The organism is Tardiphaga sp., from assembly GCF_028290495.1.
GTDB lineage: Bacteria > Pseudomonadota > Alphaproteobacteria > Rhizobiales > Xanthobacteraceae > Tardiphaga.
The window spans coordinates 1-23,327 of sequence record NZ_JAQGJT010000166.1 but is presented as its reverse complement, the minus strand read 5'-3'; the positions used below and the strand labels follow the sequence as shown (position 1 = coordinate 23,327).

The 23,327-nt window shown below is 57.9% G+C and carries 23 protein-coding genes and 4 pseudogenes; 10 read left to right on the top strand and 17 right to left on the bottom strand.

What is annotated here, in order from left to right:
- Nucleotides 1-435 precede the first annotated feature (435 nt).
- The 3 genes from JWQ24_RS24920 to JWQ24_RS24910 are packed head-to-tail and all read left to right on the top strand — an operon-like array spanning nucleotide 436 to nucleotide 2,279.
- Nucleotides 436-1,293 carry an SDR family oxidoreductase gene (locus tag JWQ24_RS24920; protein WP_299814004.1) on the top strand — a complete coding sequence of 286 codons (858 nt, stop codon included), beginning with the start codon at nucleotides 436-438 and terminating at the stop codon, nucleotides 1,291-1,293.
- Nucleotides 1,293-1,688 carry a hypothetical protein gene (locus JWQ24_RS24915; RefSeq protein ID WP_299814001.1) on the top strand — a complete coding sequence of 132 codons (396 nt, stop codon included), beginning with the start codon at nucleotides 1,293-1,295 and terminating at the stop codon, nucleotides 1,686-1,688. The genes JWQ24_RS24920 and JWQ24_RS24915 overlap by 1 nt, the downstream gene beginning before the upstream one ends.
- A gap of 27 nt (nucleotides 1,689-1,715) precedes the next feature.
- The gene (locus JWQ24_RS24910; protein WP_299813998.1) at nucleotides 1,716-2,279 is read left to right on the top strand and encodes an MOSC domain-containing protein; all 564 of its coding nucleotides are present in this window, start codon (nucleotides 1,716-1,718) and stop codon (nucleotides 2,277-2,279) included.
- Nucleotides 2,280-2,299: 20 nt separating this feature from the next.
- On the opposite strand, the gene JWQ24_RS24905 is transcribed toward JWQ24_RS24910, so the two are convergent.
- Both JWQ24_RS24905 and JWQ24_RS24900 read right to left on the bottom strand, forming a co-directional pair.
- A complete protein-coding gene (locus JWQ24_RS24905; protein ID WP_299813995.1) occupies nucleotides 2,300-3,481 on the bottom strand; it encodes a DUF305 domain-containing protein in 1,182 nt (393 codons plus the stop codon).
- Nucleotides 3,482-3,484: 3 nt separating this feature from the next.
- On the bottom strand, nucleotides 3,485-4,270 hold the full coding sequence (locus tag JWQ24_RS24900; RefSeq protein ID WP_299813992.1) for an SDR family NAD(P)-dependent oxidoreductase: 786 nt from the start codon (nucleotides 4,268-4,270) through the stop codon (nucleotides 3,485-3,487).
- A gap of 132 nt (nucleotides 4,271-4,402) precedes the next feature.
- Between JWQ24_RS24900 and JWQ24_RS24895 the strand changes: the two genes are divergently transcribed.
- The 3 genes from JWQ24_RS24895 to JWQ24_RS24885 all read left to right on the top strand — a co-directional run bounded on the left by JWQ24_RS24895 (nucleotide 4,403) and on the right by JWQ24_RS24885 (nucleotide 8,153).
- Nucleotides 4,403-5,572 (top strand): zinc-dependent alcohol dehydrogenase, encoded by a 1,170-nt coding sequence (locus JWQ24_RS24895; RefSeq protein WP_299813989.1) that lies wholly within the window; start codon nucleotides 4,403-4,405, stop codon nucleotides 5,570-5,572.
- 67 nt (nucleotides 5,573-5,639) lie between these two features.
- Entirely contained in the window at nucleotides 5,640-6,383 is a 744-nt protein-coding gene (locus tag JWQ24_RS24890; RefSeq protein ID WP_299813986.1) for a DUF72 domain-containing protein, read from the top strand.
- A gap of 480 nt (nucleotides 6,384-6,863) precedes the next feature.
- On the top strand, nucleotides 6,864-8,153 hold the full coding sequence (locus tag JWQ24_RS24885) for a DUF892 family protein (protein ID WP_299813983.1): 1,290 nt from the start codon (nucleotides 6,864-6,866) through the stop codon (nucleotides 8,151-8,153).
- Nucleotides 8,154-8,324: 171 nt separating this feature from the next.
- Here the strand turns inward: JWQ24_RS24885 and JWQ24_RS24880 are convergent, their stop codons facing one another.
- From JWQ24_RS24880 to JWQ24_RS24855, 6 genes and pseudogenes are all read right to left on the bottom strand, one after another.
- On the bottom strand, nucleotides 8,325-9,584 hold the full coding sequence (locus tag JWQ24_RS24880) for a hypothetical protein (RefSeq protein ID WP_299813980.1): 1,260 nt from the start codon (nucleotides 9,582-9,584) through the stop codon (nucleotides 8,325-8,327).
- A gap of 284 nt (nucleotides 9,585-9,868) precedes the next feature.
- The gene (locus JWQ24_RS24875; RefSeq protein ID WP_299813977.1) at nucleotides 9,869-10,015 is read right to left on the bottom strand and encodes a hypothetical protein; all 147 of its coding nucleotides are present in this window, start codon (nucleotides 10,013-10,015) and stop codon (nucleotides 9,869-9,871) included.
- 128 nt (nucleotides 10,016-10,143) lie between these two features.
- Nucleotides 10,144-10,325 (bottom strand): annotated as a pseudogene (locus JWQ24_RS24870) (hypothetical protein).
- Between the two features lie 86 nt (nucleotides 10,326-10,411).
- Nucleotides 10,412-10,585 (bottom strand): annotated as a pseudogene (locus JWQ24_RS24865) (transposase); the annotation flags it as partial.
- 86 nt (nucleotides 10,586-10,671) lie between these two features.
- Nucleotides 10,672-11,697, bottom strand: a complete 1,026-nt coding sequence (locus JWQ24_RS24860; RefSeq protein ID WP_299813974.1) for an HWE histidine kinase domain-containing protein — start codon at nucleotides 11,695-11,697, stop codon at nucleotides 10,672-10,674.
- A 760-nt stretch (nucleotides 11,698-12,457) separates the two neighbouring features.
- Nucleotides 12,458-12,970 carry a ferritin-like domain-containing protein gene (locus JWQ24_RS24855; RefSeq protein ID WP_299813971.1) on the bottom strand — a complete coding sequence of 171 codons (513 nt, stop codon included), beginning with the start codon at nucleotides 12,968-12,970 and terminating at the stop codon, nucleotides 12,458-12,460.
- A 240-nt stretch (nucleotides 12,971-13,210) separates the two neighbouring features.
- On the opposite strand from JWQ24_RS24855, the gene JWQ24_RS24850 reads away from it, so the two are divergent.
- A complete protein-coding gene (locus JWQ24_RS24850) occupies nucleotides 13,211-14,218 on the top strand; it encodes an alpha/beta hydrolase (RefSeq protein WP_299813968.1) in 1,008 nt (335 codons plus the stop codon).
- A gap of 217 nt (nucleotides 14,219-14,435) precedes the next feature.
- Here the strand turns inward: JWQ24_RS24850 and JWQ24_RS24845 are convergent, their stop codons facing one another.
- The 4 genes from JWQ24_RS24845 to JWQ24_RS24830 all read right to left on the bottom strand — a co-directional run bounded on the left by JWQ24_RS24845 (nucleotide 14,436) and on the right by JWQ24_RS24830 (nucleotide 18,134).
- On the bottom strand, nucleotides 14,436-14,630 hold the full coding sequence (locus JWQ24_RS24845; protein ID WP_299813965.1) for a hypothetical protein: 195 nt from the start codon (nucleotides 14,628-14,630) through the stop codon (nucleotides 14,436-14,438).
- Between the two features lie 249 nt (nucleotides 14,631-14,879).
- Nucleotides 14,880-16,574, bottom strand: coding sequence for a recombinase family protein (locus tag JWQ24_RS24840; RefSeq protein ID WP_299813962.1), 1,695 nt, complete (start codon nucleotides 16,572-16,574; stop codon nucleotides 14,880-14,882).
- A 91-nt stretch (nucleotides 16,575-16,665) separates the two neighbouring features.
- Nucleotides 16,666-17,163, bottom strand: coding sequence for a hypothetical protein (locus JWQ24_RS24835; RefSeq protein ID WP_299813959.1), 498 nt, complete (start codon nucleotides 17,161-17,163; stop codon nucleotides 16,666-16,668).
- A gap of 17 nt (nucleotides 17,164-17,180) precedes the next feature.
- The gene (locus JWQ24_RS24830; RefSeq protein ID WP_299813957.1) at nucleotides 17,181-18,134 is read right to left on the bottom strand and encodes an AAA family ATPase; all 954 of its coding nucleotides are present in this window, start codon (nucleotides 18,132-18,134) and stop codon (nucleotides 17,181-17,183) included.
- Nucleotides 18,135-18,447: 313 nt separating this feature from the next.
- Between JWQ24_RS24830 and JWQ24_RS24825 the strand changes: the two genes are divergently transcribed.
- Nucleotides 18,448-18,645: a hypothetical protein gene (locus JWQ24_RS24825; RefSeq protein WP_299813954.1), complete on the top strand. Its 198-nt coding sequence runs from the start codon at nucleotides 18,448-18,450 to the stop codon at nucleotides 18,643-18,645.
- A gap of 238 nt (nucleotides 18,646-18,883) precedes the next feature.
- Here the strand turns inward: JWQ24_RS24825 and JWQ24_RS24820 are convergent, their stop codons facing one another.
- The gene (locus JWQ24_RS24820) at nucleotides 18,884-19,219 is read right to left on the bottom strand and encodes a hypothetical protein (protein ID WP_299813951.1); all 336 of its coding nucleotides are present in this window, start codon (nucleotides 19,217-19,219) and stop codon (nucleotides 18,884-18,886) included.
- A 38-nt stretch (nucleotides 19,220-19,257) separates the two neighbouring features.
- A pseudogene (locus tag JWQ24_RS24815) lies at nucleotides 19,258-19,467 on the bottom strand (hypothetical protein); the annotation flags it as partial.
- Between JWQ24_RS24815 and JWQ24_RS24810 the strand changes: the two are divergent.
- On the top strand, nucleotides 19,459-19,698 hold the full coding sequence (locus tag JWQ24_RS24810; RefSeq protein WP_366521466.1) for a DUF2092 domain-containing protein: 240 nt from the start codon (nucleotides 19,459-19,461) through the stop codon (nucleotides 19,696-19,698). The pseudogene JWQ24_RS24815 and the gene JWQ24_RS24810 sit on opposite strands and share 9 nt — an antisense overlap.
- Before the next feature lie 127 nt (nucleotides 19,699-19,825).
- Here the strand turns inward: JWQ24_RS24810 and JWQ24_RS24805 are convergent, their stop codons facing one another.
- Nucleotides 19,826-20,485, bottom strand: a complete 660-nt coding sequence (locus tag JWQ24_RS24805; RefSeq protein WP_299813949.1) for a hypothetical protein — start codon at nucleotides 20,483-20,485, stop codon at nucleotides 19,826-19,828.
- Nucleotides 20,486-20,645: 160 nt separating this feature from the next.
- Here JWQ24_RS24805 and JWQ24_RS24800 point away from each other — a divergent pair, with 160 nt between their 5' ends.
- Nucleotides 20,646-21,188: a recombinase family protein gene (locus tag JWQ24_RS24800; RefSeq protein WP_299813946.1), complete on the top strand. Its 543-nt coding sequence runs from the start codon at nucleotides 20,646-20,648 to the stop codon at nucleotides 21,186-21,188.
- 123 nt (nucleotides 21,189-21,311) lie between these two features.
- Here JWQ24_RS24800 and JWQ24_RS24795 read toward each other — a convergent pair whose 3' ends face one another.
- Entirely contained in the window at nucleotides 21,312-22,937 is a 1,626-nt protein-coding gene (locus JWQ24_RS24795; protein ID WP_299813943.1) for a hypothetical protein, read from the bottom strand.
- Between the two features lie 211 nt (nucleotides 22,938-23,148).
- Nucleotides 23,149-23,327, bottom strand: a pseudogene (locus JWQ24_RS24790) (IS30 family transposase); the annotation flags it as partial.

Genomic DNA, 23,327 nt, shown 5'->3' with positions numbered 1-23,327 from the left:
TTTGGTTTCTTGAGCCTTGTTTTGCAGTTTGGAATGCCATCGGCGATCGGCCACAATACGGCCAAGCAGGCACAATGCAGTGGTCACCGATCAGCAAGCATGAATCATCAGGCATCGTTCCTGAGCCAATCGCCGGATTCTTCACGGGCGTGTTGACTCTCAATGTCCAGGAGTTTCCGCAATTCCTTAGCGAGCTTTAGGGCCGCGTTTGCCGCAAGAGGTGCAACCGCCGCAGGTTCAATTTCCTTATCGAGACAACGTTCCTATTGCCCACGCAACGCTCGAGAATTCGCGCCCCCTTGGGTTTATCCGCTGCTTCTGACGCTCGGTCGATCTCTGCGGGCGCCGCGCCGCGTCTGACCTTTTGAAGATATCCCAGCCCATCTGGAACTGAGGACCCGCTTGGTCATTTGTAAAATGACAACGGAGAATTTTATGCTCGATTATCCCAAGCCGCCGTTCGCCGCGCAAAAACAACCGACGCCGGGCTCAACCGACGCGATGCAGCCCCGTCCGGACCATGGCGAAAAATCCTACGAGGGCTCCGGCCGCCTGAAGGGAATGAAAGCGGTCATTACCGGCGGCGATAGCGGCATAGGTCGCGCCGTGGCAATCGCGTTCGCGCGAGAAGGCGCTGATGTCTTGATTTCGTTTCTCAATGAGACCGACGAGGCGAATGAGGTGAAGAAGCTCATCGAGCAGGAAGGCCGCAAGGCCGTGCTCGTGCCGGGCGACCTGCAGGATGCTCGGCACTGCCGCGAGGTCATCAAAAAGGCCGTCGGCGAGTTCGGTGGTATCGATATTCTCGTGAACAACGCGGCGCACCAGGCGACGTTCAAGGACATCGGCGAAATTTCGGACGAGGAATGGGAGATGACGTTCCGGACCAACATCCATGCCATGTTTTATCTGACAAAGGCGGCGGTGCCGCACATGAAGGCCGGTAGTGCCATAATCAACACCGCCTCCGTGAATTCCGACATGCCGAACCCGATGCTTCTAGCCTACGCGACTACCAAGGGAGCGATCCAGAATTTCACCGGCGGTCTGGCACAAATGCTCGCCGAAAAGGGCATACGCGCCAATGCCGTCGCCCCAGGCCCGATCTGGACACCCCTGATCCCGTCCACCATGCCCGATGAAGCGGTAAGGAATTTTGGCAAGCAGACGCCGATGAAACGCCCCGGTCAACCGGCCGAACTCGCAAGCGCCTACGTCATGCTGGCGGATCCCCGCTCCAGCTACACGTCCGGCACCACAGTGGCGGTCACCGGTGGCAAGCCGTTCATCTGATGGCCGGCCTCAAGCATCCCGTGACCCCCGACGGGCGCTATTTTGTCGTCCGGGGCAGGCTCTGGCGGCTGTCCAATCCTCATCTTTCTGCCGCAGTGAGGGCTGCGTGCGTCATCACCCTGATGGCAGCCCGCAGGGCCGTCAAATCCGCCAAAGCCGCTGGCGACCTTACCGCGGAAGCGGCCGCACATCACGCGGTCGACAACGCAAAGCGGGCGTTGGGCGAGCGCGGCGAGGTATGGTGGAGCGATGGATCACCGGACTTGAACCGGCACATGATCAAGAACACGCCTTACTCGGCCTGGTATTCGGATCTGAAGACGGCCGCTCGGCGTGACCAACGCATTCAGTTTCAAAACGATGACCGTCTTCAAGCCAAAGAGCATGTGGCCTGAGGCCACCTGGCACGTCCCGACAAATTCATGGTTCAATTCACTGACAAACCTCGCCTGAGCGGTTCGGTCGTTGCCGTCGGATCGAACCCTCAGCACGGTTTCAGTAAACCAATCCAACGCACAATAAGGCTCGTCGAAAATCACGGCGTCGAAGGCGACGCCCACGCGGGCCGATTCGTCAGGCATAGATATCTAGCGGCAAAGACGCCGGAACTTCTCAATAATCGGCAGGTTCACCTGATGGCCTCCGAACTTTTCGCCGAATTGGTATCGGTGGGTTTTATCGTGAGCTCCGGCGACCTGGGCGAAAACGTGACGACGGAAGGTTTGGACCTGACGAGCTTTCCGCTTGGGACGCGACTGCGAATAGGTGACTCTGCTATCGTCGAACTGACTGGCCTGCGAACTCCCTGTAGCCTCATTGACCGCTTCCAGAAAGGGCTGAAGCGCGCGATGATCAGGAAGAATGCGCGTCCCCGGTTCAGGTGCGGCGTGCTCGGTGTTGTCAAGGCGACCGGTCAAATTGCCGCCGGCGATCCTGTGGCGGTTGAGCTTCCTTTGTCGGCATGGCAGGCGCTGCCGGCGCTGTAGCTGCATTCGCGGGGTGTGGATCACGGCAGGAGACGGACAACCAATCGGTTCACGTTGTCCGCGAACATGTTTTGGAACGCGAGGGATACCGCAAACGCTCCGTGCATACCGCGCATCAGGGCTATTTCCCCTTGCTGCTCGTGGCGGATCGCGTGCGCCATAAGGCGGAGACGGGGATCGGTCCCTTGGTGGAGTTCCCAATCGGCCATAGCGACAGCTCCCTTGTGATGTTCTGTCATCAACTCGACAAACAGACTGTCGAAGGACGCCGCGGCTGTTGACTGCAGCCTCGCCACGGCCGCCGTATCGAGTAGTCCGGGCATGGCCGCTTTTTCCTCCGCCGAGCAGATCTGCATGGGTTCGCCGAACCAGTTTGCCCACCAATGCGTGAAAATTCTTGCCTCGCCCTTCTGACTCGCCACCATAAGCTTCGACAAGGCGCGAAGATGGGGATCGCCCGCCCGTTCTGCGGCGATCGAAGCCAGCAGAATGCCTTGCTCATGATGGGTGGACATATGCCGCATGAAAGTCTGGTCGATCGTCGGATCGCGTCCCACCCATGCGAGTTCGCGGCCACCAGCCGCAAACAGCGCCGCGGCGCCGAGCCCCAACAAGCCACAAATCGCGCCAAGGCTCCAGAATCGCAGAAATGTCCTGCCCTCAAATACCTCCTGTTCCGAAGGACAGCGGCGAAACCACGCGAACAGCGGATACATGGACGCCGAGGAGAGGTGAACAAGAAAGCCGATCCAATAAGGCTGCTGCAATGTGAAGATAGGCTGCCAGAACGGAAACAGCGGGACCAGAACGAACCATTCGAGTGCGGAGGTCAGGATTGCCCATGGCACTGCCATGCCTGCAAGCTTGGCGGGATGCAGACGGGCCGTCCATTTTCCAAATACGCCGAAGAATACCAGCGCCCAGGAAAAATCGGCCCATTGGTGAAAGGCGATGCCGACCGCCATGACCCCGACCGTCGGTTCGGCGGTCAACGCCCAGTCGCGCGCAGGTATCGCGGCTACGGACATCCAGTCCACGGCAGCATCGCGGCCGATTCTAGCAGCAGATAGCTGACTTACGGCCGTCGAAAACGTGCTGCTGAGGAGACCGAGATAGACAGCCGCGCGCCAACACTTGGCAACACCCAGCGCGTCTTGCGCGCAAGGCCGGGATTTGACGGCCTTCCTTGTCTCAAAACGCATCAATCATTTCTTGGCGGAGCCGGGTTCGGCCATCTTCCGATGCTGGGTCGCCAGAACCCCGGCTGGCGTCACGTTGGCGACGGCGGACTGAACCTTGTTCTTGAGCCCACTGACGACATCGCCCTCGCCCTTGATCATCGCATCAAAGCCGTTGTTGGCGACCTCGGAAGCATCGTCCTTCTCGGAAGTTCCGATCTTGGTATCCATCATTTCCGCGCGCCGGAAGAATTCGGTTTCAGTGGCTCCGGGCATCAAGCACGTAACGGATATTTTGGTGTCCTTCAGTTCTTCTCGCAGTGCAAATGAAAACGAGTTCAGGAAGGCCTTGGTCCCGTTGTAAACGGCCTGAAAGCTGCCGGGGGTGAAACCGGCAATCGATCCCGTGATCAGGATTTTGCCGGCATTTCGGCGGCGCATGTCGTTACCGACCTTGTGGACCAGGTAGATGGTGCCTGTGACATTGGTATCGACGACCCGTCGCGCCTTTCCGAAATCCTGGTCCAGGAACCCGTGGCCGAGCCCACGGCCGGCATTTGCCAACAGGGCGTCGACCTGACGCCCCTTCGTGGCCGCATAGAGCTTATCTACGCCTTCGATCGTGGCAAGATCAGCCTGCAGCGCTTCAACCGTCGCGCCCTCGCTGCGCAGCGAGGTGGCCGCGCTCCCGATCTCAGGCTCGTCCGCCGCGATTAGAAGGTCGTAGCCTTCCTGAGCACAACGCTTTGCAAGCTCAAATCCGATGCCGGTCGAAGCCCCGGTAACGATCGCGAAAAGTCGGTTAGCGGACATGGCTATCTCCTGTTGTGAACGCCGGAATGTAATCCCCGCGCTCCGCTGTCGTTCCTAAAAGTTTGGTGCACTTTGGAACCGAACTTCTCTCCGGAGTTTGTCCGGGCACAGTGCGTTGACCGGAGAATTACGATGAAAGCGCTTACGTGGCACGCCAAGAATGACATCCGCTGCGAGAGCGTGCCGGATCCGAAGATTGAGCATGGACGCGATGCCATCATCAAGGTAACGGCTTGCGCCATTTGCGGTTCGGACCTCCATCTATTCGACGGCGTTATGCCGACGATGGAAAAGGGCGACGTTCTCGGCCACGAGACCATGGGCGAAGTCGTCGAGGTCGGATCTGAAAATCGAAAGTTGAAGATTGGCGATCGCGTCGTGGTTCCATTTACGATCTCCTGCGGCGAATGTTTCTTCTGCAAAAAAGGCTTCTTCTCCGGTTGCGAGCGCTCCAATCCCAATCACAAGATCGCGGAAAAGCTCTGGGGTCATTCACCCGCGGGCCTGTTTGGCTACTCGCACATGCTCGGCGGCTTCGCAGGCGGCCAAGCGGAGTATCTCCGGGTCCCCTATGCTGACATCGGACCGATCAAGGTTCCGCAGGGTCTGAGCGACGAGCAAGTCCTCTTTCTCTCAGACATCTTTCCCACGGGCTTTATGGCGGCGGACTTCTGCAACCTCAAGGGCGGCGAGACCGTCGCAGTCTGGGGCTGCGGCCCCGTTGGACAGTTCGCGATCAAAAGCGCATTCTTGCTTGGCGCCGAACGTGTCATCGCCATCGACACAGTTCCGGAACGGCTGGCTCTGGCCCAAGCTTCCGGTGCGATCACCCTCGATTTCAAGAATGAGGACATCTACGACCGGATCCAGGATCTCACCAACGGCCGTGGCGCCGACGCTTGCATCGATGCCGTTGGCACGGAACCGGACACTGGCTCTGGCTTCGATGCCGTGCTCGACCGGGTCAAGGTCGCGACATTCATGGGCACCGATCGGCCGCATGTCTTGCGTCAGGCCATTCATTGCTGCCGCAACTTCGGAACAGTGTCGATCGTCGGGGTCTACGGCGGCCTGCTTGACAAGATTCCGATGGGATCGGCAATCAATCGCGGCCTCACATTCCGAATGGCGCAGACGCCCGTTCAGCACTATTTGCCGCAGTTGCTCGAGCGCATCGAGAAAGGCGAGATCGATCCATCCTTCGTGATTACCCATCGCGCCTCCCTTGAGGAAGGACCCGAGCTTTACAAGACCTTTCGTGCGAAAAAAGATGGCTGTATCAAGGTGGTCATGAAGCCCTAGTGGCAGCGTTCAATTTTTCCGCTGGCGAAGTCAGAGGATCGTTCAATGTGCCCGACAGAGATTTCTCATGGCGCGCGTCCTGATCGGCACATCCGGTTGGCATTATGATTCCTGGCGGGGACCTTTCTACCCCGCCGGCCTTCCCCTGAAGGCGCAGCTCCAATACTACGCCAGCCAATTCGATACCGCCGAACTCAATGGAGTTTTCTACCGCACGCCTACCCCGGATGCTGTCGGAAGCTGGAAGGATCAGACGGGAAAGGGATTTATTTTCTCGTGGAAGGCGTCCAAATTCATCACGCATTGGAAGCGGCTTTCGGCGAATTCGGTCAATAGCCTCGAATTGCTGGAAGATCGCCTGTCGTTGCTGGGCGGCAAGGCAGGACCTATCCTTTTTCAGCTGCCACCAAATTTCCAAGCCGACTCGGATAGATTATCTGCCTTTGTCCGAATGCTGTCGCCCAAAAGACGTTACAGCTTCGAGTTTCGGCATCTTAGTTGGTATACGCCGCGTATCATGCGTATTCTCGCAAACGAAAACATTTCGCTTTGCATTTCCGATCACCATGACGCGCCGGCACCTTGGAAGCGGACCGCGGACTTCGTCTATCTTCGCGGTCATGGTCCGAGCGGACGGTACAAGGGTCATTATTCGACGGCTGCCTTGGCGGCATGGGCCAAGCACATCAGGTCCTGGAAATCCCAAGGATGCGACGTGTTCGTTTACTTCGACAACGACCAAAAGAGCGCGGCGCCGGCTGATGCACTCAAGCTTAAAAAAATGCTGGCGCGCTCCCTATTGCACAGGTGATGCCGAAACGAAACCGAGGGCCTTATGTGTCGACGGCGTGACGGCCAGGCTCCTCGACTGCCGGGCTTCATTGCTCAGCCCTGTGGGACGACTCGTCGGTTAGCAAATCTTCGGGACGTGGCCGGTTGAGGTAGCTCCGAAAGCCATGGCGACGTCGGGCGTCCCGCGAAGAATCCGGTTCAAACGGTCGTTATGCCGAACTAGCGGCCCGCCAAGCCGGCGGGTCCAGCTGGCGAGCTTCTGCTCATGGCCTACTGGCCACAGGCTGACTCTCACACGCCCAACCATAGCAAGCGGTCACGATTCCGGATCCAGACGGGATGGGCATGGGCTCGACGACGCACGTACGATCGGCTTCATAAACGCCATCATGACCCGACCGCCTTCTCGTGTGCATATATCTTTCGTTCGCTTCGGAACGAGGGTGACGCCATGCCGTTGGAAGGACATCTTTTCCCTTTCTTACAGCAGGGTTCCCTCATGTATCATCATGTAAAAAAACTCATGTTTACCGTGCGCGTCGATGAACCCGATGTTAAGTTCGGCAACATGCTCCTTGAACAGTTCGGCGGCGCAAATGGCGAGCTAGCCGCTGCAATGCAATATTCGATCCAGGGGCTCAACTGCGAAGACCCGGATCGCAAAGATCTGCTGATGGATATCGGCACTGAGGAACTCAGCCATCTCGAAGTTGTCGGTTGCCTTGCCCGGATGCATCTCAAGCCGTCGAAGATCGACCGGCGTGCGGCGGAGGCCGACCCGCTGATCGCGATCGCCGGCGGCGGAGGGGTCAATCTGTTTAATTCACAAGGTAATCCTTGGACGGCCGACTATCTCAAGATTACTGGCGAACTGGATGTCGATTTGCGCAGTAACATCGCAGCCGAAGCTCGGGCAAAGATCGTGTATGAGCGCCTGATCAACTTCTGCGACGATTCCGGAACCAAGGATGCGCTGCAGTTCCTGATGACCCGTGAGATCACCCACATGAAGGCCTTTGCGGCGGCGCTGGAGAGCATGAAGAAGCCGGCATTCTCGATCGGCAAGATTGCGCCGACCCCCGGACTTGTGAACCAGTTCTTCAACGACTCCACGGGCGCCGGGGACGAGGGGGAGATTGATACGCGCGGGCCGTGGAATGAGGGAGGCGACTGGGAATTCGTCAGCTCCCCCGCGCTCGGAGATAACCAGGTCGGCGACTCCTCCAATGGAATCAAGACCGAGAGCTCGCCCCCGACGGCTCCCACCGGTATGGACGACCTTTTGGTCGACGAATTGCGCGACATCCTTCATGCCGAAAAACAGCTGCTAAAGGCCTTGCCAAAGATGGCGAAGGCCGCGCGATTTGACCGGCTGCGGGAGCTGTTCGATCTGCATCTTCAGGAAACCGAGCAGCAGGTCGAGCGTATCAATGAGTGCTTCTCTCTGCTTGGCGTCACGGCCCGCGCAAAACCCTGCAAAGGCATGATGGGACTGGTCGAAGAGGGTCAAGAGGTCATGGAGGAAGGAAAGGCTAAGGAGGACGCCTCTGCCGATCTCGCCCTCATCGGCACTGCCCAACGGGTCGAACATTATGAGATTTCCGGTTATACCACCGCGAAAAATCTCGCCCAGCAGCTGCGCCACAGCGCCGTTGTCGCACTGCTCTCGCAGTCGCTGGCGGAAGAGGAAAATGCGGACCAGTTGTTGAACCAGGTGGCGCGAACCCTGATGTCGGTGGCAAAAATGCCGGCGGCGATCGAGCAAGCCGACGAAGCAGAAGAAGTCTAGATCGATCATAAAGGCCGGCGCCCCGGCGCCGGCCTCTCCTTGCCGCGGCGGCGCACTTAGGCCGAAATTGCACCCGGTGACACTACCTCTGAAGGGCGGATCACTTGGTCCGGCTGAAGGTACGGAGTTGCCCTCCGTATCCTTTGCAACATTTTGCACGCTGGGCTTGGCCTAACCCTCGTGGGCTCTCCACCAGACGGCCACTGCTGCGACGACCTCGTCCCACAGTGAGGTCGGCAGGTCAGCAGCCGCGATCCTGACCACGTATCGATCCCTGACCCTGTCTCTCGACCACTCTGCCGCGCCAAAATCGAACCCGAAGCTTCCCGCGTGACGCAGCGGCAAGCCTCTGCGGTCCATATCCGCACACAGCTCCGCGACAACTTCCCGCGCTTCGCTCTCGTCGAGCGTCCTTGCGGAAGTCAGAGTGACGTATAGACCATGAGCGAAGTGAAATTCGGCAGATGAACTGGCAAGCGCCGCGGAAAAATGGCGCATCGCCCTTCGGTTATTTCGCAATATGGCAGCTACCCGCCTGTTGGTCAGCGAGCGATAAGCCGGAGCTCCCACAAAAGGCGGAAAATGCGCCGGCAGCGCCGCGCCACCGAAAAGTCGGACGGCGTTGCGCGTCTCAGTCAGGAGGTCTTGAGGAAATCTCTTCTCGTTAGGACAGCCGGCAAAGACAATCGATCCCAGACGACCATATTCGACCCCTAGAGAATCGAGCTTCGTATGACTACGGAGCAACACAATTGGGATTTTTGTATCGTGGGCCCAGTTCAAGGCTCGAACAATGTGGCCGGAGCCGCTGGAAAAAGAGGTCGTGTCGAACACAACAAGATCAAGTAGTGGTTGAGCGCATTTGACGATAGCCTCGAATGCGCCGACCGACGTGCAAGAATCCAGTAACAAAATCCGGGGCCGCGATCCGCGAAAACTTGTGATTTCGGCGAGCGATCTGCCCAGCTCGATCCGCCTTAGATGCTTCGCATGGCCGTCTATCAGCTCGGCCGTCTCTCCGTAGGAGTTCGGCATGGTGACGATGTCCGCCTCAGGGAAGATCGAAGCCATGGCCATCAGCAGTGCCGAAATAGCGGCCATTCCCGAGCCTGTATAAACAGTTTTGCTGCCTGACTGTTTCTCGAACCCGTAGAACGAGGGACCTCGAACTTCCAGATCGGCGCGTTGATAATCATATTCGAATTCAAACGGGCCCGACCGCGGCCGATGCGAATGCGTCCAGGCCGTTTCCGTCAGGGCCCAGTCATGAAGCACATGTTCAGCCTTAAGCGCTGCGGCAAGGTGAAATTTTTGCTCGATCACCTCGGTGATCAATTTGGGAGACCGAATCGTTAAGGGATCGGCAAGCAAACTGGTCAGCAGATCGAGTTCTTCTTTCTTTCTAGCCGAGTATGCCTCGACGGTTTCCATAACGACCTCTACTCGTCACATAACGCGACGTTTTTGCGTACTCACGGCCAAGCCGATCATGAGCGGGAAACTAGCCGGCGAGATGAAAGAGATATTTTACTCTGTGGCTTTCGTCCGGTCCTGGGATTATGCGAGCCCGTGGCTGGTCTGACGGCAAAATGGGCCCGTACCTGGTGGGGCTCAGGTCTCACATCTGCCTTCTGGTGAGGGGTCGTTGTGTCCTTGACGAAGGGCCGCCATGGCAGCCCATGTTAGTGACCGGTTCGTAGTCGTCTGTGGGTTGCTCATTTGCCCTCCGGCTTCTTGATTACCGGCTGTGCGGGCATGTGGCCTTGCTCGGTTTTGATCGCCTTCTGCGCCCGCTCTTTGTCGGCGGGTTGTTCCTCGCCCCTACCGGTTCGAACAATACCCTGGCTTTTGTCATCTGGCATTTGCGCCTCCTCTTAACCCCCAACGCACCGTGTGGAGTTAGGTTGCTGCGAGAAACTGCGTCAAAGCGTGGCGTTGCCATCGACGAGCGAGCCGCGGCGGCAACCAGGGGCCCCAAGCACCCAACCGTCTAGTGCGTGTCGGATTGCTGCCATTTCTCGAGGTCGATGTCCGGCCGATTCGGGTTGAGCTGTTCCTTTTCAGGATTACCCTTCCACGCTTGTTCGTCTGTTTATGAGAAGGCCAATCCGTCTGTTGGCGCGGATCGTCGTTAGGCGTTTCGCGCGGGTCTCCATCTGCCGGTGTATTCATGTGCATCCTCTCGGGAAGATAATTCCAGAGATTGGGTGTCGTTCCTATATTTAAGCGTAGCTGATGACGAGAGTGATCGCCGGCAATCGATTATAGCAAGTGGTGCGGGACCATAGTATACTGGCAGGTCGCGCCAGGAGTGCCTGAGCGCAGGACCCAAAAGATGCCGTTCAGGACGCGCCACGGGGAATGCTACGCGGCTTGTTCGGCAGAACCGACCTGATAGCAGCCCATTCAAAGTCCGTGAGTTCATGCCGCATGATTCGAGGCTCCGGTTACCCCGTAAGCGGAGATATCCCGGAGATGCCAAAATCGACGCGAATAACAAGCGGACATGAACTACGACCTACATCGAGCAACGACCATGCTCTGGGGCAACGGCATTCGGAACGATGAGTTTTTCCAAGGCTTTCAGCATTGAAACGCGATGATAGGGCTTGGTGATGATCGGCACGTCTGCAAGGGCATCGCCCATCGTAAGGTCTTCGCCGTAGCCAGTTCCAAACGCAAACGGAATGGAGTGGGCCTTTACGTACCGTGCGATGGGCAGACTATTCTCCGGACCGAGGCTGACGTCCAAAAGCGCGAAACTGAAAGCTTGTGTTGAAAGAATAGTTAGCGCACCGGTGACTGAATTTGCGATTACTACACTTTCGGCTCCCAGCGAGCGCAACAGGTCTTCGGCGTCGACTGCGATAAATAGGTTATCCTCAACAAGCAGGCATCTGCTCACCAAGCGTTTGATGTCGGCAGGGCTGGCAGCGATGCCTTCGTCCAACGGCTGCTGCACGTCGGCAGGTCGTTCCACACATTGGGCGACTGCCGCTGGAAGAATTATGTCGAAGCAGTAGCCGAGCGTATGATACCGCGGCGTGCTGGTGCCGTTCAGTTCGAACGGTATCACTTGCGCTAAAACAGTCGTTCCAAAGCCCTTACGAATGGGAGCCGTGACGGCCGGTCCGCCAGTCTCGACCCATGTCACGGAGACATTACCAATCTCGTCGCTGGATGTTGTCACGGTTATCTGCCCGCCCGGCACGGAAAGCGCTCCGTATTTTCGCGCATTGGTTACAAGTTCGTGCACGACCAGGGCCATCGGCGTGAAGGCTCTCGGCTGCAACATCACTTCCGAACCAATCAATATCAGACGATCTTCGACTTTGCCGTAGGTCTCGATTTCCGCCGAAAGCAGCGAATGCAGCGGCGGCGGCGTCCAGTCGCTCGATGTCAAAAGGTCCTGCGCTCTTGCCAGGGGCCGAATACGATGGTCGAGGCTTTCCACCAATGCGCGGATATCGATCGCGGTGGCGGCGCTTTGAGAAATGAGACCGCGCACGAGGCCGAGGATGTTGCGGACCCGGTGATTATCCACAGCCGGATCTAGTCTGCTATGAAGAGGTCCCTAAAGAATGCGCCAAGCAGTTAGTAGATGGGCACGACGTGGAGCTATGGCAGGTTGATCGGAAGATAACCTCACATATCAACGAGTGGCTAACCTCACCGGGGCTTGCGCCGCCAACATGAACGAATATCGCGCCAATCTGATAGGGCCGGACATCATATCCAGAGCCAGGTCGATCTAGTCTGCGAGCATCAAGAGGCCGCTAAGGAGTGCGCCAAGCAGCTACTGGACGGGCACGACGCAGCTTTGGCAGCTCGGAAGATAGCGACGTTGACTCGCAACGAGTAAGGCCGCCGGAGTTTCGGCCTCAAGCATTCATGTCGCCTTTTGGCGCTTAGCGGACCAGGTCTGAGATAATTAAGGCCGTTGATGATGCCGAGACACATGCCCGCGTCGAAGATCTGTGCTGACCCACGCCTCTAATTGCTTCATAGCAGCCAGCGGTCACCGACCCGTCACATCATCAATCTTTGTTTCGCACTGCCGAGACAGCAGGCAGAAGGCTGAAGACAACGCCGCAAACCGTACGAATTCTAGCCATTTTATGTGCCGCTGATCTACGACGAAAAAGGCATGTGTGGCCAGATTGTCCAGTGAAACGTTCGTGCGTTCGAGATCGACAGAGCTCATCAGCATCCCGGCATGGGCGTTGCCGCACTCTTTGCACGCGACAACGAAAAGGCCCCGACATCGCCCGGGGCCTTTCCTGCGTTTGTGGGGTGCATCCGCCCTACGCAGCAGAAGCCTTTCTGTTCACGCCCTTGCGGAGCGCCACGCCGTTCAGCTTGGTGTTCGCGGCCTTTTCCTCGTTGAGATTTGTTGTCAAAAGCCGGACGACGTCGTCATGGCCCAGTTCTTCCGCCCATGCGATCAGCGTGCCGTAGCGGGAAATTTCGTAGTGCTCGACAGCTTGAGAATTGGCGACGATGGCCGCGTCCAAGACGGCCTTGTCCTCGATCTCGCCCGCGGTGGCGTTGGCCTCCTTGATCAGGCCGTCAATAGCAGGACAGTCCGCGCCTTTAGGCTGCTGGCCGAGCTTTGCAAAAACCTTATTCAGACGCTCGATCTGGTTCTGCGTATCGATCACATGCGACTTGAGGCCGGCCTTCAGGTCGGCATTTGTCGCCATCTCGGCCATTTTAGGAATGGCCTTCGTGAGCTGCTGTTCCGCGTAATAGATGTCCTCCAACTGGTGCAGGAACAGATCTTCCATCGTCTTGATGTCTTTGGTGAAAATGCCCATTTCCGGACTCCTCCATGCATTGGACTCCAGCAACCGCGAAGTCGGGTGTTTGTTCCGAATTCCCTGAAGTGCCTCGTTGCCAACGGACCACGCGAGTTCTCTAGCGGTGGCCTCATATGCGGCCTGAAGCCGCAACTTGTCCGAAGCCCATTGAGGAACGAAGCGTGCTGCGGGCGGTTCGACTTGCACTGCAACATTTGTCGGGTGGCCGACATTTCGTGTAGCCACCCTGGTGTGAGCATGACCCCGATGAATCGATTAAGCCGGCTTCCGACATCCGTTAGCCGAAACCGGAACGTTGCAGCGGGACCTTCCTATGCGGTCGCCGCAGTTGTTGCAGCAGGAGCGCTGGCGGCGGCCGCGCTTCTGAATCGTCATCTTGCGAAAAAAGCAGAGCACGACAATCCGCCAGCCGGCCAGTTCCTTGATGTGGACGGTGTCCGGCTGCACTACGTGGAACGAGGCTCCGGCGAGCCGCTGGTGCTTCTGCATGGCAACGGCAGCATGATCCAGGACTTCGAATCCAGCGGATTGGTCGATCTTGCTGCCAAGAACTACAGGGTCATTATCATCGACCGTCCCGGCTTTGGCCACAGCAGCCGGCCGCGGAACGTCATCTGGACGCCCGATGCACAGGCGCAATTAATCGAGCGCGCGCTCACGCGGCTCGGTGTTTCACAGGCCATCGTACTCGGGCACTCCTGGGGCGCATCGGTCGCGGCCGCCCTGGCTCTCAAGTTTCCCAACTTTGTGCGCGGCTTAGTTCTCGCCTCGGGCTACTACTATCCCACCCTGCGTCCGGACGTCGTGGCCATGTCCGCCCCGGCTTTCCCTGTTGTGGGCGATATCATGGGTCACACGGTTTCGCCCATGATCAGCCGGCTGATGTGGCCGCTTATGATGGCAAAGATCTTCGGACCCAAGTCGGCGCCATCCAAGTTCGAGCGGTTCCCGAAAGAGATGGCGCTTCGTCCTTCGCAAATCCGCTCTTCGGCCGCCGAGTCGGCGCTAATGATTCCGGATGCCTTCCATTTCCACGACAATTATGGGGAGTTGAAGATGCCTGTAGTCATCATTGCGGGCGAGGACGACCGGCTGATAGACATCGACAAGCAATCGGCCCGATTGCATTCCGACATTTGTCAGAGTGCGTTTCACCGCGTTGCTCAAAACGGCCACATGATCCATCAGACAGCGACGGACCAGGTGATGGCGGCGATCAACAAAGTAGCCGGCAAAAGCCCCTAGGCCACAATCACTTCACAAAGCATTTTTTGTGATTTCAGCAGGGCTGTAGGGTTTGGCAAAAACGGCCGCCCTCCGGCAAACCGTCGGGCCCAAGTCTGACTCGTCCCGGCGTAGCCACACGATCTTGATCGAAGGTTAGCGGTCACAGAATCGACAGCGACCGGCGGTGATCGCGCAAGAACGAAGCAATGGAGCGGTAAAGGCTGGTATAGTCAACCTACTTGACGCACTCCATTACATCCGCCAGACGGCGTTTGCCGTCCAGTTCTCGGCCTGGGAATATCCGATCGTCGTCGCACTGCAGTTGCTTCGGAAGGCCTCGTACGGTGGAGACGATGCCGACGGCCAACAGCGCCGGGTGCACGCCAATCGTCTGGCGGACCGGATAATCGGTCAATTGGCCGACGAGCATCTCCGGACGGGAGCCGGTCGGACGTCCGACGCTGCGTAAAGGCCGGCGCGCGTATCTATGGGCTCGCGATAGTTGTCGGGATCGATCCGCCGGGATTTCAAGTCCGAGCCGGGTTCGATTCCGATCAGGTGCGATGAGGGCCCGGAACGGTATTTGCCGGCGAGTACCGCGCGTCATCCTGCTGGTATTTGTGCTGGTATCGACAGCAATCGACGATAAAAGTGACTTCAAATTCAATTGGTTATGGTACTAGGCGATTGCCGGCCAGGGGCACCATTCCTGAACAGACTTACGAACCGCGGGCGTAGGCTGGCCTTTCGGTCCTAGGGTGGCCCGGATATTTTCATTCGAGCCAATGATGCGGATGGTGTTGTCGGAAACGATGATCGCATCGACCACGGCGCTCAGATAGGCCTTTCTAGCTGCGACATCTCCCGAGATCAGCTGTTCGCGCATCAGGCGGGAGAATCGGTCGATTGCAACGGGATCGATCTCGATCGGGAGGGCGCTGGACCGTTTTGCATACTCCAGAGCTTCCAATGCGCTGTCTCGAGCAGATTTGAGTGCAGCGACGCGGTCTTTGAGGCCCGGGTCGGTACCGTCGATGGTGCCGGCCTCGATGGACCCATAGAGCCGCGATAGCCGCTCCCCAGTGTCGGCGACCTGTCTTGCCAGATCCGTCAGCCGCTGATCGGCGGATGCCTGGCGTCCATCTCTGCGGGCCTTGAGGGTCATCAAGATGGCGGTGACCCGCTCAGGCTGAAGCAGCTGATCGACCAAGGCATCGACGACCAGCTTTTCGATGATCGGACGGGCGATCTTGCGGTTTGCGCAGCAAGCTCCGTTATCCTGCTTGTGGCGTCCCTGTTTGATGGCCTGGCAGCATTTGTAATAGGTGTGGACCTTGCCCGTACGGGATGTGCCGGTGGCCGTGGTCAGTGCGCAGGACGTCTTGCAGTCGCATCGAACAAGACCGCCGAGCAACGAGGGCGCCGAGGCCAGCCGCGGACCCTTGAGACGGGGCTGTCGGGAGACCAGCAAAGCCTGAACTTCGTCGAAAGCCGCTCGGTTGATGATCTCAGGCACGTCATATTCGACTATTTCGGCCTCTTTCTTTCGCTCACCAGCTCCGCGGTCGTATTCGTTGAAGCGCCGGGTGCCGGTATAGGCCTCTCGGGTCAGGATTTCGTGGACTGTGCCGGTGCCGAACAACGATCCCTTGCGGGAGCGGTAGCCGCGCTCGTTTAGCCAGAGGGCAATCTTTTTGGTGCCGAGCGGGCCGCTGGTGCCATCCCCGTTCCTGGCGAGATCGAAGGTAAGCCGCACCACCTCCGCTTCGACCGGCTCAATGGCAAGTCGCTTCTTCTGTTTGTTGCCGATGATGTCGGAGTCGACGGACTTGTATCCGAACGGGATGTTGCCACCATTGGAATAGCCCAACCTCGCATTGGCCAACATTGTGCGGCTCGTGGCCCTCGATGTCTCCTTGGATTGATATTCGTTTACGATTCCGATGAATTTTCGGAACATGTCTCCGGTATCATCTTTAGTCAGCGGCTCGGCGAAAGAGATCAACTCGACGCGATGCTTGCGCAGCGTCTGCACAGTCAATTCCTGCTCGACCTGATTGCGAAAAGCGCGAGAAAAGGAGAACACGAGAATTGCGTCGATCGTTCGAGTCCCATCGGTCGCTCGCGCGATCATCGACTCGAAGCCCGCACGCTTCATATTGGTGCCGGTCTCTCCTTCGTCACGAAAAATGCCGACGATGTTGTCCCCATCGCGCTTGCACCTTCCGGTAATTTGCGCGATTTGATCCATCATGCTGAGTTTGTTCAAACTCTGGGCTTCCGTGCTGATCCGTCCATAAATGAGCACATTACGAGGCCGCGGGACCGGCTCGGCCGTGACGACGTCCGCCGCCTGGAGATTCTTGCGAGCCATTTTTCAGTCCTTACGCTGTACTGTGAAGAGTCTATCGGCCTCCCCGAATCATGGGAAGACCTCATTTTTCCAGTCGCTTGCACGGTTAAGATTAGCCGTGCGGAATCAACTCTTTGCAGCGGCGTTCCCACTCGACGCGGAAGGCTTCGTCGACAGCAGCAGCATCTTCCTGCAGCATCGCGCGAAACATCTCCTCGACCCCGACATAGGGCGCAATCCTGATGAATCCGGCAACGAACATCCGGTGGCGATCGGCTTCGGAAAGACAAACGCGCAGGTGAACGCAATCAATGCAGAGGTTCGCACCCGCCTGAAAGCGTCGAAGCTCATCCGAGGTCCGGAACTGGCGGTGAGCGCAGTTTCGCGATCCGGAAATGCCCAGACGCTGCATTTCGCGATGGGTGACCGGGTCCGATTTTCGCTCCGCCACGATGAACTCGGCGTCATCAACGGCACGATGGCGACGGTGACGCACATCGACCGCACTGACACGGTCGATCCGACCATGCACGTCGTCATCGGCGCGCGGTTGGCGCACTTCAAGCTCTCGGAGATCGCGGATGAGCTGGGCCGGGCGCGCCTGGGCCATGCTTATGCCACCACGATTTACGGTTGCCAGGGTGCCACGACGGAGCACGCGTTTGTGCTGCTGAGCCCATCCATGAACCGCTCCGACATCGTCGTGGCATCGTCCCGGGCGCGCCAGCAGACCAAGCTCTTTCTCGATACTAAAGCGTGCGACGCGCAGCTTCGATTGGATCTGTCGCTCTCGGAACGCCGTGGCGCACTCGTTGAGCCGGAGCGGCGCCTGGAGTGGCTGGCTGGTCGGTTGAGCCGGTTGCACGTGAAGACCTGCACGCTGGATCTCACGGTTGCCGTTCCCACCAGCCGCGATCCAGGGAGCTCGCGGTAGGCCGCCGCGACTGCCGCGATGAGCGTGCTTTTTCCAGCGCCCGGCGCGCCTTCGCATACCGCGATGGACGCGTTGGTCGTCGCGGCAAGGGCGGCCCTGGTCTGTTCGCCCGTCAACCCACGAACACGGCACAATGCCGCGACGCGAGCGGCGTCAGGGGCTGAGCGGCGGCGACCGAGAACACGTTCGGTGAGGGCAAGAAGTTCGCGTTCGAGTGCGATCTGCTCATGCGTCGAGTAAATCGGCTGGCCCAGTTTGTCGCGCCCGAGTTGGATCACGCGACCGGCGTCGATAAGGCGCTTCGCCTCCAGATCCATGCGTTCTGCACTGGCGCCGGTTCCCACCAGCGCCGTTCCGATTGCCGCCAACAAATGCCGCTGCTCGAAAAGACTTTCGGTTTCCGTCAACTGGCCGGGCAATGCCAGCATGCGCTCGACGATGATCGCCTCGCGGTCGGCCAGGGCAGGCTCACGATACGTCTGCAGGTCCGACACGTAACGTTCGACATCGACGAATGGCGCCGCCTGTTCAGCCCACATCGCGAAGCGATCGCCGGGACGTTCTTCCTGCTTTGAGGTCCGGGTGCCGAGCGCGACGGCCGCGGCCAACGCCGGGGCGCTTGCCGTCGTCAGTCCCTCGTCGGCCAAGGCTAGTTCGATTTCCTGGCTACGACCATGTTCGAAGCGGAGCCGCTTGAGTGGAGGAGAAGCAAACTGGCGCGATGATCAGCGCAACCACATGGGCGACGGGCTCGTCAATCGATAGCATGGACAAGCTGAAGATCTTCGCGGGCGCCTGGAAATTTCTGGGTGTAAGGTTGCGACGCCACCGAGGTCCAAACTTGTCGATACCCTGTGCAAGGAATACGGGCTGGTCCGTGCCAAGGCCTTCAAGGACATCGCTCTGGCAGATGCGCGCAATGCCATCCAGTCGAAACAGGTCAGCGCCTTGCTCGTTGTGTTGCCATTGACACAAAAGTATCTGACGCTGGTCCGCGGATTTTTCCAGCAAAGTCCGAAACTGTCGCCGGTGCTGATTTCGATCGACTCCGCCGGGGCCATCGCGGAAGCCGAGCGAGCCTATGAAAGCTATGACTTGCCGAAAGGCACGCTGCGCGGAGCTCCGCCGGTTCCTGACGACGATCTGACGACGATCTGACGACGTTGCGGACCGCCTTGTATCTGGTTGCCAACAAGAAGCTCGGGTCCGACCTCGTTGCCACCCTGACCCAGACGATCATGAGCGTGCGCAGGGACCTGTTGGTCGAGCAGCCGATTTTCGCGCAAATTACGGCGCCCAGCACTGACGCCGACGCCTATCTCGCCCTGCATCCGGGAGCGGCCGCATTTTACAACGGCACCACGCTGAGCTTCATGGATGAATATGGCAACTGGATCTATTTGACGCCGACCGCCTGTGCCTGCGACAGATCGCCGACGTCGCCGCGCACTACGGCCAGATTCACGCTGCCGGCGGCAAATGCTTTGGAGGCTTCAAGCGCCGTACCGGTGTCGACCACTTTCAGCCGAATCGACGCGTTGGTAGAAACTAGCCGGCTGGCAATGGCCGACATGGCTTTGGCCGCCTCGCCATCGATGGAGCCGACAGCCACTGTCAGCGTTACCGGATGCGTATAATAGCGATAGGAAAACAGACCCGCGGCCGACGCAAGAATGACGATGCCAGCAAGCAGTACGAACCGGAGCCAGAGCGGCAATTTTATTGAACGCATGTTCGTCGCTCCAACATCCGATCGCTCGTCTCAGTGTCTCAATAACAGCGCGTGTAAAGTCGCCCGTAAGGATCGACGGCCTGCACGCAGCGGGGCGCGACGACCACCGGGGGTGCGACCACGACCGCCCCTCCATAGACCGCCGCCCCGTAAACGCCGCCCGCGACCACACCGACGCCTACGGCCCGGCGCGTCGTGCGCCGGGCAACGCCGGCATAACTTAGCGGCGTCAGCGGGCGATCGATCACATCGACGGCGTTGAATGTGAGCATCTGGCATTTCGAAACCTCGATAATGACTGGCAGATCTGGGTCGAACTCGGCGCGCGTCCGATTCCGCATAAGTACGTGATCACCAACAAGGCGGTTACCGGAATGCCGCAATACACGCTGCGCATCAAGGAATGGCGGACAGATGTCGCGGCCGACGCGTTCGCATTCAAATCTGCCGACGGCGCCATCCGTGTTGGCCGAGGATAGATAGTTTCGCCCGATCCCTTTACGCCGAGGAACGAGCCGCCGAGGGCGTCGGTGAAACCGAAGCTATCGCTCGTTTTCGGACGTGATCACGCGCCGCCCATCGCCGCTGATCGGGTGGAAGCATAAATCATGTATTTTGTTTGGGCGAGGCCCACTTTGGTGGTGGACCATTAGGGAAAGTCCATTCGCGGCCAGTCTTCTCCTTCAACTTTTTAAGTTGGACTTGAAGTCGATCAAACATCAAGCCGTCAAGAAACTCAACGAGAGGCTTCCAATCGAGGGAACCACCTACGTGGAAACTCATGTTAAAATTCACGCTTATGTCGAATGCCCCGCCTTGGAAGCCAATCTCCATACTTCCCGTAATCGAGGCGTGACCGACGTTGTGAGCGTAGCGTTTATTGCGAAGTGAGATGATGTGGTCGTGCACTGGGCGAAGCACTGCGGGTAAAGAACCACGGGAAACACCACTACCGATGCCGCCTTCAACCAGACGAGCGTATGTCGTTACAAACGCCAATATCAGCATGTCATTTTCAAGCGCCCACTCCATCGTCGCTTCAAACTTGGTGGAGGCGAGCCGATGATGGATGTAGCGGAGACTGGCCATAGTTGGAAACGCATGAACGAGGCGGTTCAAGATTTTAAGATTGTGATCCGCTGATTCCAGGATGCCTTGGCCTTCTTCCTTGAGCGCATGTAAATGTTTCTGCCATTCAAGAGGAAAATATCTGATGGCCTCCTCTGGAAAGACAATGAACTCTTGAAGTTCTTCCGATTCTTCCACATTGCCCCCAATAGCCCGAAACGTTCGAGGCTCATCTCAGTCATTGCCATTCTCCACAATGAACTGCATAGCGTCCCATAATTCAGCAATTATGGGACGCCAACCATTCAGCGCAAAATCAATGGCTTGCGCGTGTCATAAATCCGTGTCATAATAGGGCATGAAAATTGGCTACGCTAGGAAAAGCACGACCAACCAATCGCTGGACGGCCAAGTCGATCAACTTCGGTTAGCCGGTTGCAGTCGCATCGTTGAAGAGACCGCGAGTGGTGCGGCTTCAGATCGCCCAGCCCTTCGCAAGCTTATTCAAGAGTTAGGACCGGGATCGGCCCTGGTCGTAATTCGGCTGGATCGATTAGCTCGATCAACTATCGATCTTCTCACCATCTTGAAGTCGGTCGCAGATCGCGGCGCATCGTTCGTATCACTTCAGGAAAGCTGGGCCGACACGACTACGGCAGCGGGCCGCTTGATCCTGACAGTCATTGGCGGGCTAGCGGAGTTCGAACGTGAATTGATCAAGTCACGCACCTCCGAGGGCCGCGAACGGGCAAAGGCTCGTGGCGTCCGCATGGGCCGCAAACACAAGCTGACGCCGCATCAGCAAGCGGAAGTTCGAAAGCGAAAGGCCGAAGGCCAGTCCGTCAGAGAGTTGGGGCGGTCGTACAACGTGTCAGCAAATACTATAAGTCGGATCAAGTGAAACTGCGCAGGCTATGACACAAGCTTAGACGCGAAACCAAAAATTTCGATGAAAAGATAATGCCGAAAAGGTCGGCGATGGCTCTGCCCGTTCCGCGATTCGGAATGCAGCTTTCTATGGCCTCTACGATCTTGGCCTCTCGATAGCCATCACATTATTTTCTGAACTGAACACGCAGTGCATTTCGCCCAGATCACGCGTGTTGGTGATACCATATCTGTTCAAATCGCCTATTTGAACACCCATAAGCAGCCACCGGCGTCCCCCATAGAGACTGTACCCGAGGCCAACTCTTTCTCCATCGTTCAGTACCATGACCCGTGCGACCTTCCATATGCTCCGACTCTCGTCATACTTGTCCGTAACACGCCCCGTATATCGCTGCTCGACTGCCTGAACGCACTCCGACGCTCCCCGTAAACCGAGACCTTGGTGTTCAAATCCCAAACGCCTCAAATCGTCCTGAGTTGGCGGGCTTTGCAAACGAGCAAGCTCTTGCCGCTCCCGTTCGAGATACTGAAGCTTTTTTTCAGCGTCACGGGACTGACGACGGGCGGTTGCCGATACCTGTTCAGCACGCCACTCCGCAAAAGACATATTTTGGCATTTGTGGAATGGCGATTGTTGCGTTTCATTTAGCTCAGCCTCAGCGGAGTTAGACCTCCCTCGGCCGTCGAAGTCTTCGATTTTTTCAAGCATTACCTTCAGTTTATCTGGACTGCGGACCGCTTTTTGTCTGTATAAAACTCTGTTACCTCCCAGCACACGAACGGTAAGGTAGAAACTATTTTCGCCAGTCTTTTGAATGGAAACGTTTGATGTTTTCTCACACCCAACATTTTGGGTTCCGCACGCTTGCTCAATTCCATTTTCATACAAACTTACTGCGCCTTTCGCGGAGCAAACGCCTCCGCTCGTCGCCCCCTCAAACTCACGTTGCCACAATCCATCGCTGAATAAGTTGTCAATTGGCATTCTTTCAGCAGTTAGCCCCTTAGGTTCGACCTCTGCTATAATTCGCTCCTCAGCGGATCGGGCCTTCGCAACTCTCTGAAGATCCCCGGCCGCTCTGCCCCATTCCTGAATAGCCTTCGCGTCAGCGATCTGCTTCGCTTCAGCGTCCGCCCTTGCGCGCCCCTCGGCTGCTCTCGCGTCAGCAGTCCGCTTCGCCTCAGTATCAAAGCTGGTCCGCTCCTCGGCGGCTTTCGCATTCAAAGGCTCGCTTCGAGATGGTGCGGGCTTAGGCGCAGAAGCTGAATTTTGCACGGGTAGGCTTATCTGTGCGACCCAATTCTCACCCGTGCTGAATCCAACATCAGTTGGGACGCCCCCGCTTCGCAGAAGCGCTTCTTTCGCCAAGCGCGGGTCCGGAACGTTCATTGGTCCGCTGACGACGGCGTACCATCCATTGCTCGACTGCATAACCGATACGTTGGGAAAGCGGTTTAAGAATTCCCGAGCAAGGTCAAGCGCTTCGTTCGCTGTTCGACGGCTTGCAAAGACGAGCCAGCGATTGTTTCCAGACAGTCGGAGGCTGCTCGCGCCAGATGAAGGCTGGCCCGCTGAACCACCTTTGCGGAGTGCATCCTGAGCGGCGGGCCGAAGCACTTCTTGGAATATCTGCCCAAACGCCTCCGGCATTTGGCTTGCGGCTCGTTGCGATGTGCCAACTATCAGCGTGGCTGCCAGCAATCCGCTAGTAATTTTAGGTATTACCCAGTGTCCCATTCCGCCCCCCAGCGTGAACACCTATGTTCCATGGGGAATAGGCAACAAGTCAAGGAAAATGGATGCTTAAAGCTAATATGTCATGCCGGGCGTCCGCGCGGCCCCGCATTGAATAAGGACCTTGCTGCCGATGGATTTAATGTACGGCCTCATGCCGGATAAATCTTGATATGACATGCTCATCATCAAACCGGTGCCGATCCGTTCAATGTCAAAGTTGCCGCTGGCGTTAGACCTCGACGCCGGCTTCAATCTTCAGACGCGCATGCTGCGCCATCTCCGCACCTTGATCCCAGGTCAGTGAGCGGCGCAGTTCTGCCGGCAAGGTAGTGATGGTGCGTGTGATCGCGCCCCGAACCGCCTCGGCGCCGTGTCCGGCCAGCGCCGGCCCATTCTTGACGCCCGGCCCGG

What these genes read in the sequence shown, in the direction of transcription:
- JWQ24_RS24850 (WP_299813968.1), top strand. Translation starts at nt 13,211, where the DNA reads ATGACCCCGATGAATCGATTAAGCCGGCTTCCGACATCCGTTAGCCGA.
- JWQ24_RS24895 (WP_299813989.1), top strand. Translation starts at nt 4,403, where the DNA reads ATGAAAGCGCTTACGTGGCACGCCAAGAATGACATCCGCTGCGAGAGC.
- JWQ24_RS24905 (WP_299813995.1), bottom strand. Translation starts at nt 3,481, where the DNA reads ATGCGTTTTGAGACAAGGAAGGCCGTCAAATCCCGGCCTTGCGCGCAA.
- JWQ24_RS24800 (WP_299813946.1), top strand. Translation starts at nt 20,646, where the DNA reads ATGAAAATTGGCTACGCTAGGAAAAGCACGACCAACCAATCGCTGGAC.
- JWQ24_RS24900 (WP_299813992.1), bottom strand. Translation starts at nt 4,270, where the DNA reads ATGTCCGCTAACCGACTTTTCGCGATCGTTACCGGGGCTTCGACCGGC.
- JWQ24_RS24835 (WP_299813959.1), bottom strand. Translation starts at nt 17,163, where the DNA reads ATGGCCCAGGCGCGCCCGGCCCAGCTCATCCGCGATCTCCGAGAGCTT.
- JWQ24_RS24890 (WP_299813986.1), top strand. Translation starts at nt 5,640, where the DNA reads ATGGCGCGCGTCCTGATCGGCACATCCGGTTGGCATTATGATTCCTGG.
- JWQ24_RS24885 (WP_299813983.1), top strand. Translation starts at nt 6,864, where the DNA reads ATGTATCATCATGTAAAAAAACTCATGTTTACCGTGCGCGTCGATGAA.
- JWQ24_RS24820 (WP_299813951.1), bottom strand. Translation starts at nt 19,219, where the DNA reads ATGCGTTCAATAAAATTGCCGCTCTGGCTCCGGTTCGTACTGCTTGCT.
- JWQ24_RS24855 (WP_299813971.1), bottom strand. Translation starts at nt 12,970, where the DNA reads ATGGGCATTTTCACCAAAGACATCAAGACGATGGAAGATCTGTTCCTG.
- JWQ24_RS24840 (WP_299813962.1), bottom strand. Translation starts at nt 16,574, where the DNA reads ATGGCTCGCAAGAATCTCCAGGCGGCGGACGTCGTCACGGCCGAGCCG.
- JWQ24_RS24910 (WP_299813998.1), top strand. Translation starts at nt 1,716, where the DNA reads ATGGTTCAATTCACTGACAAACCTCGCCTGAGCGGTTCGGTCGTTGCC.
- JWQ24_RS24920 (WP_299814004.1), top strand. Translation starts at nt 436, where the DNA reads ATGCTCGATTATCCCAAGCCGCCGTTCGCCGCGCAAAAACAACCGACG.
- JWQ24_RS24880 (WP_299813980.1), bottom strand. Translation starts at nt 9,584, where the DNA reads ATGGAAACCGTCGAGGCATACTCGGCTAGAAAGAAAGAAGAACTCGAT.
- JWQ24_RS24875 (WP_299813977.1), bottom strand. Translation starts at nt 10,015, where the DNA reads ATGCCAGATGACAAAAGCCAGGGTATTGTTCGAACCGGTAGGGGCGAG.
- JWQ24_RS24915 (WP_299814001.1), top strand. Translation starts at nt 1,293, where the DNA reads ATGGCCGGCCTCAAGCATCCCGTGACCCCCGACGGGCGCTATTTTGTC.
- JWQ24_RS24845 (WP_299813965.1), bottom strand. Translation starts at nt 14,630, where the DNA reads ATGCTCGTCGGCCAATTGACCGATTATCCGGTCCGCCAGACGATTGGC.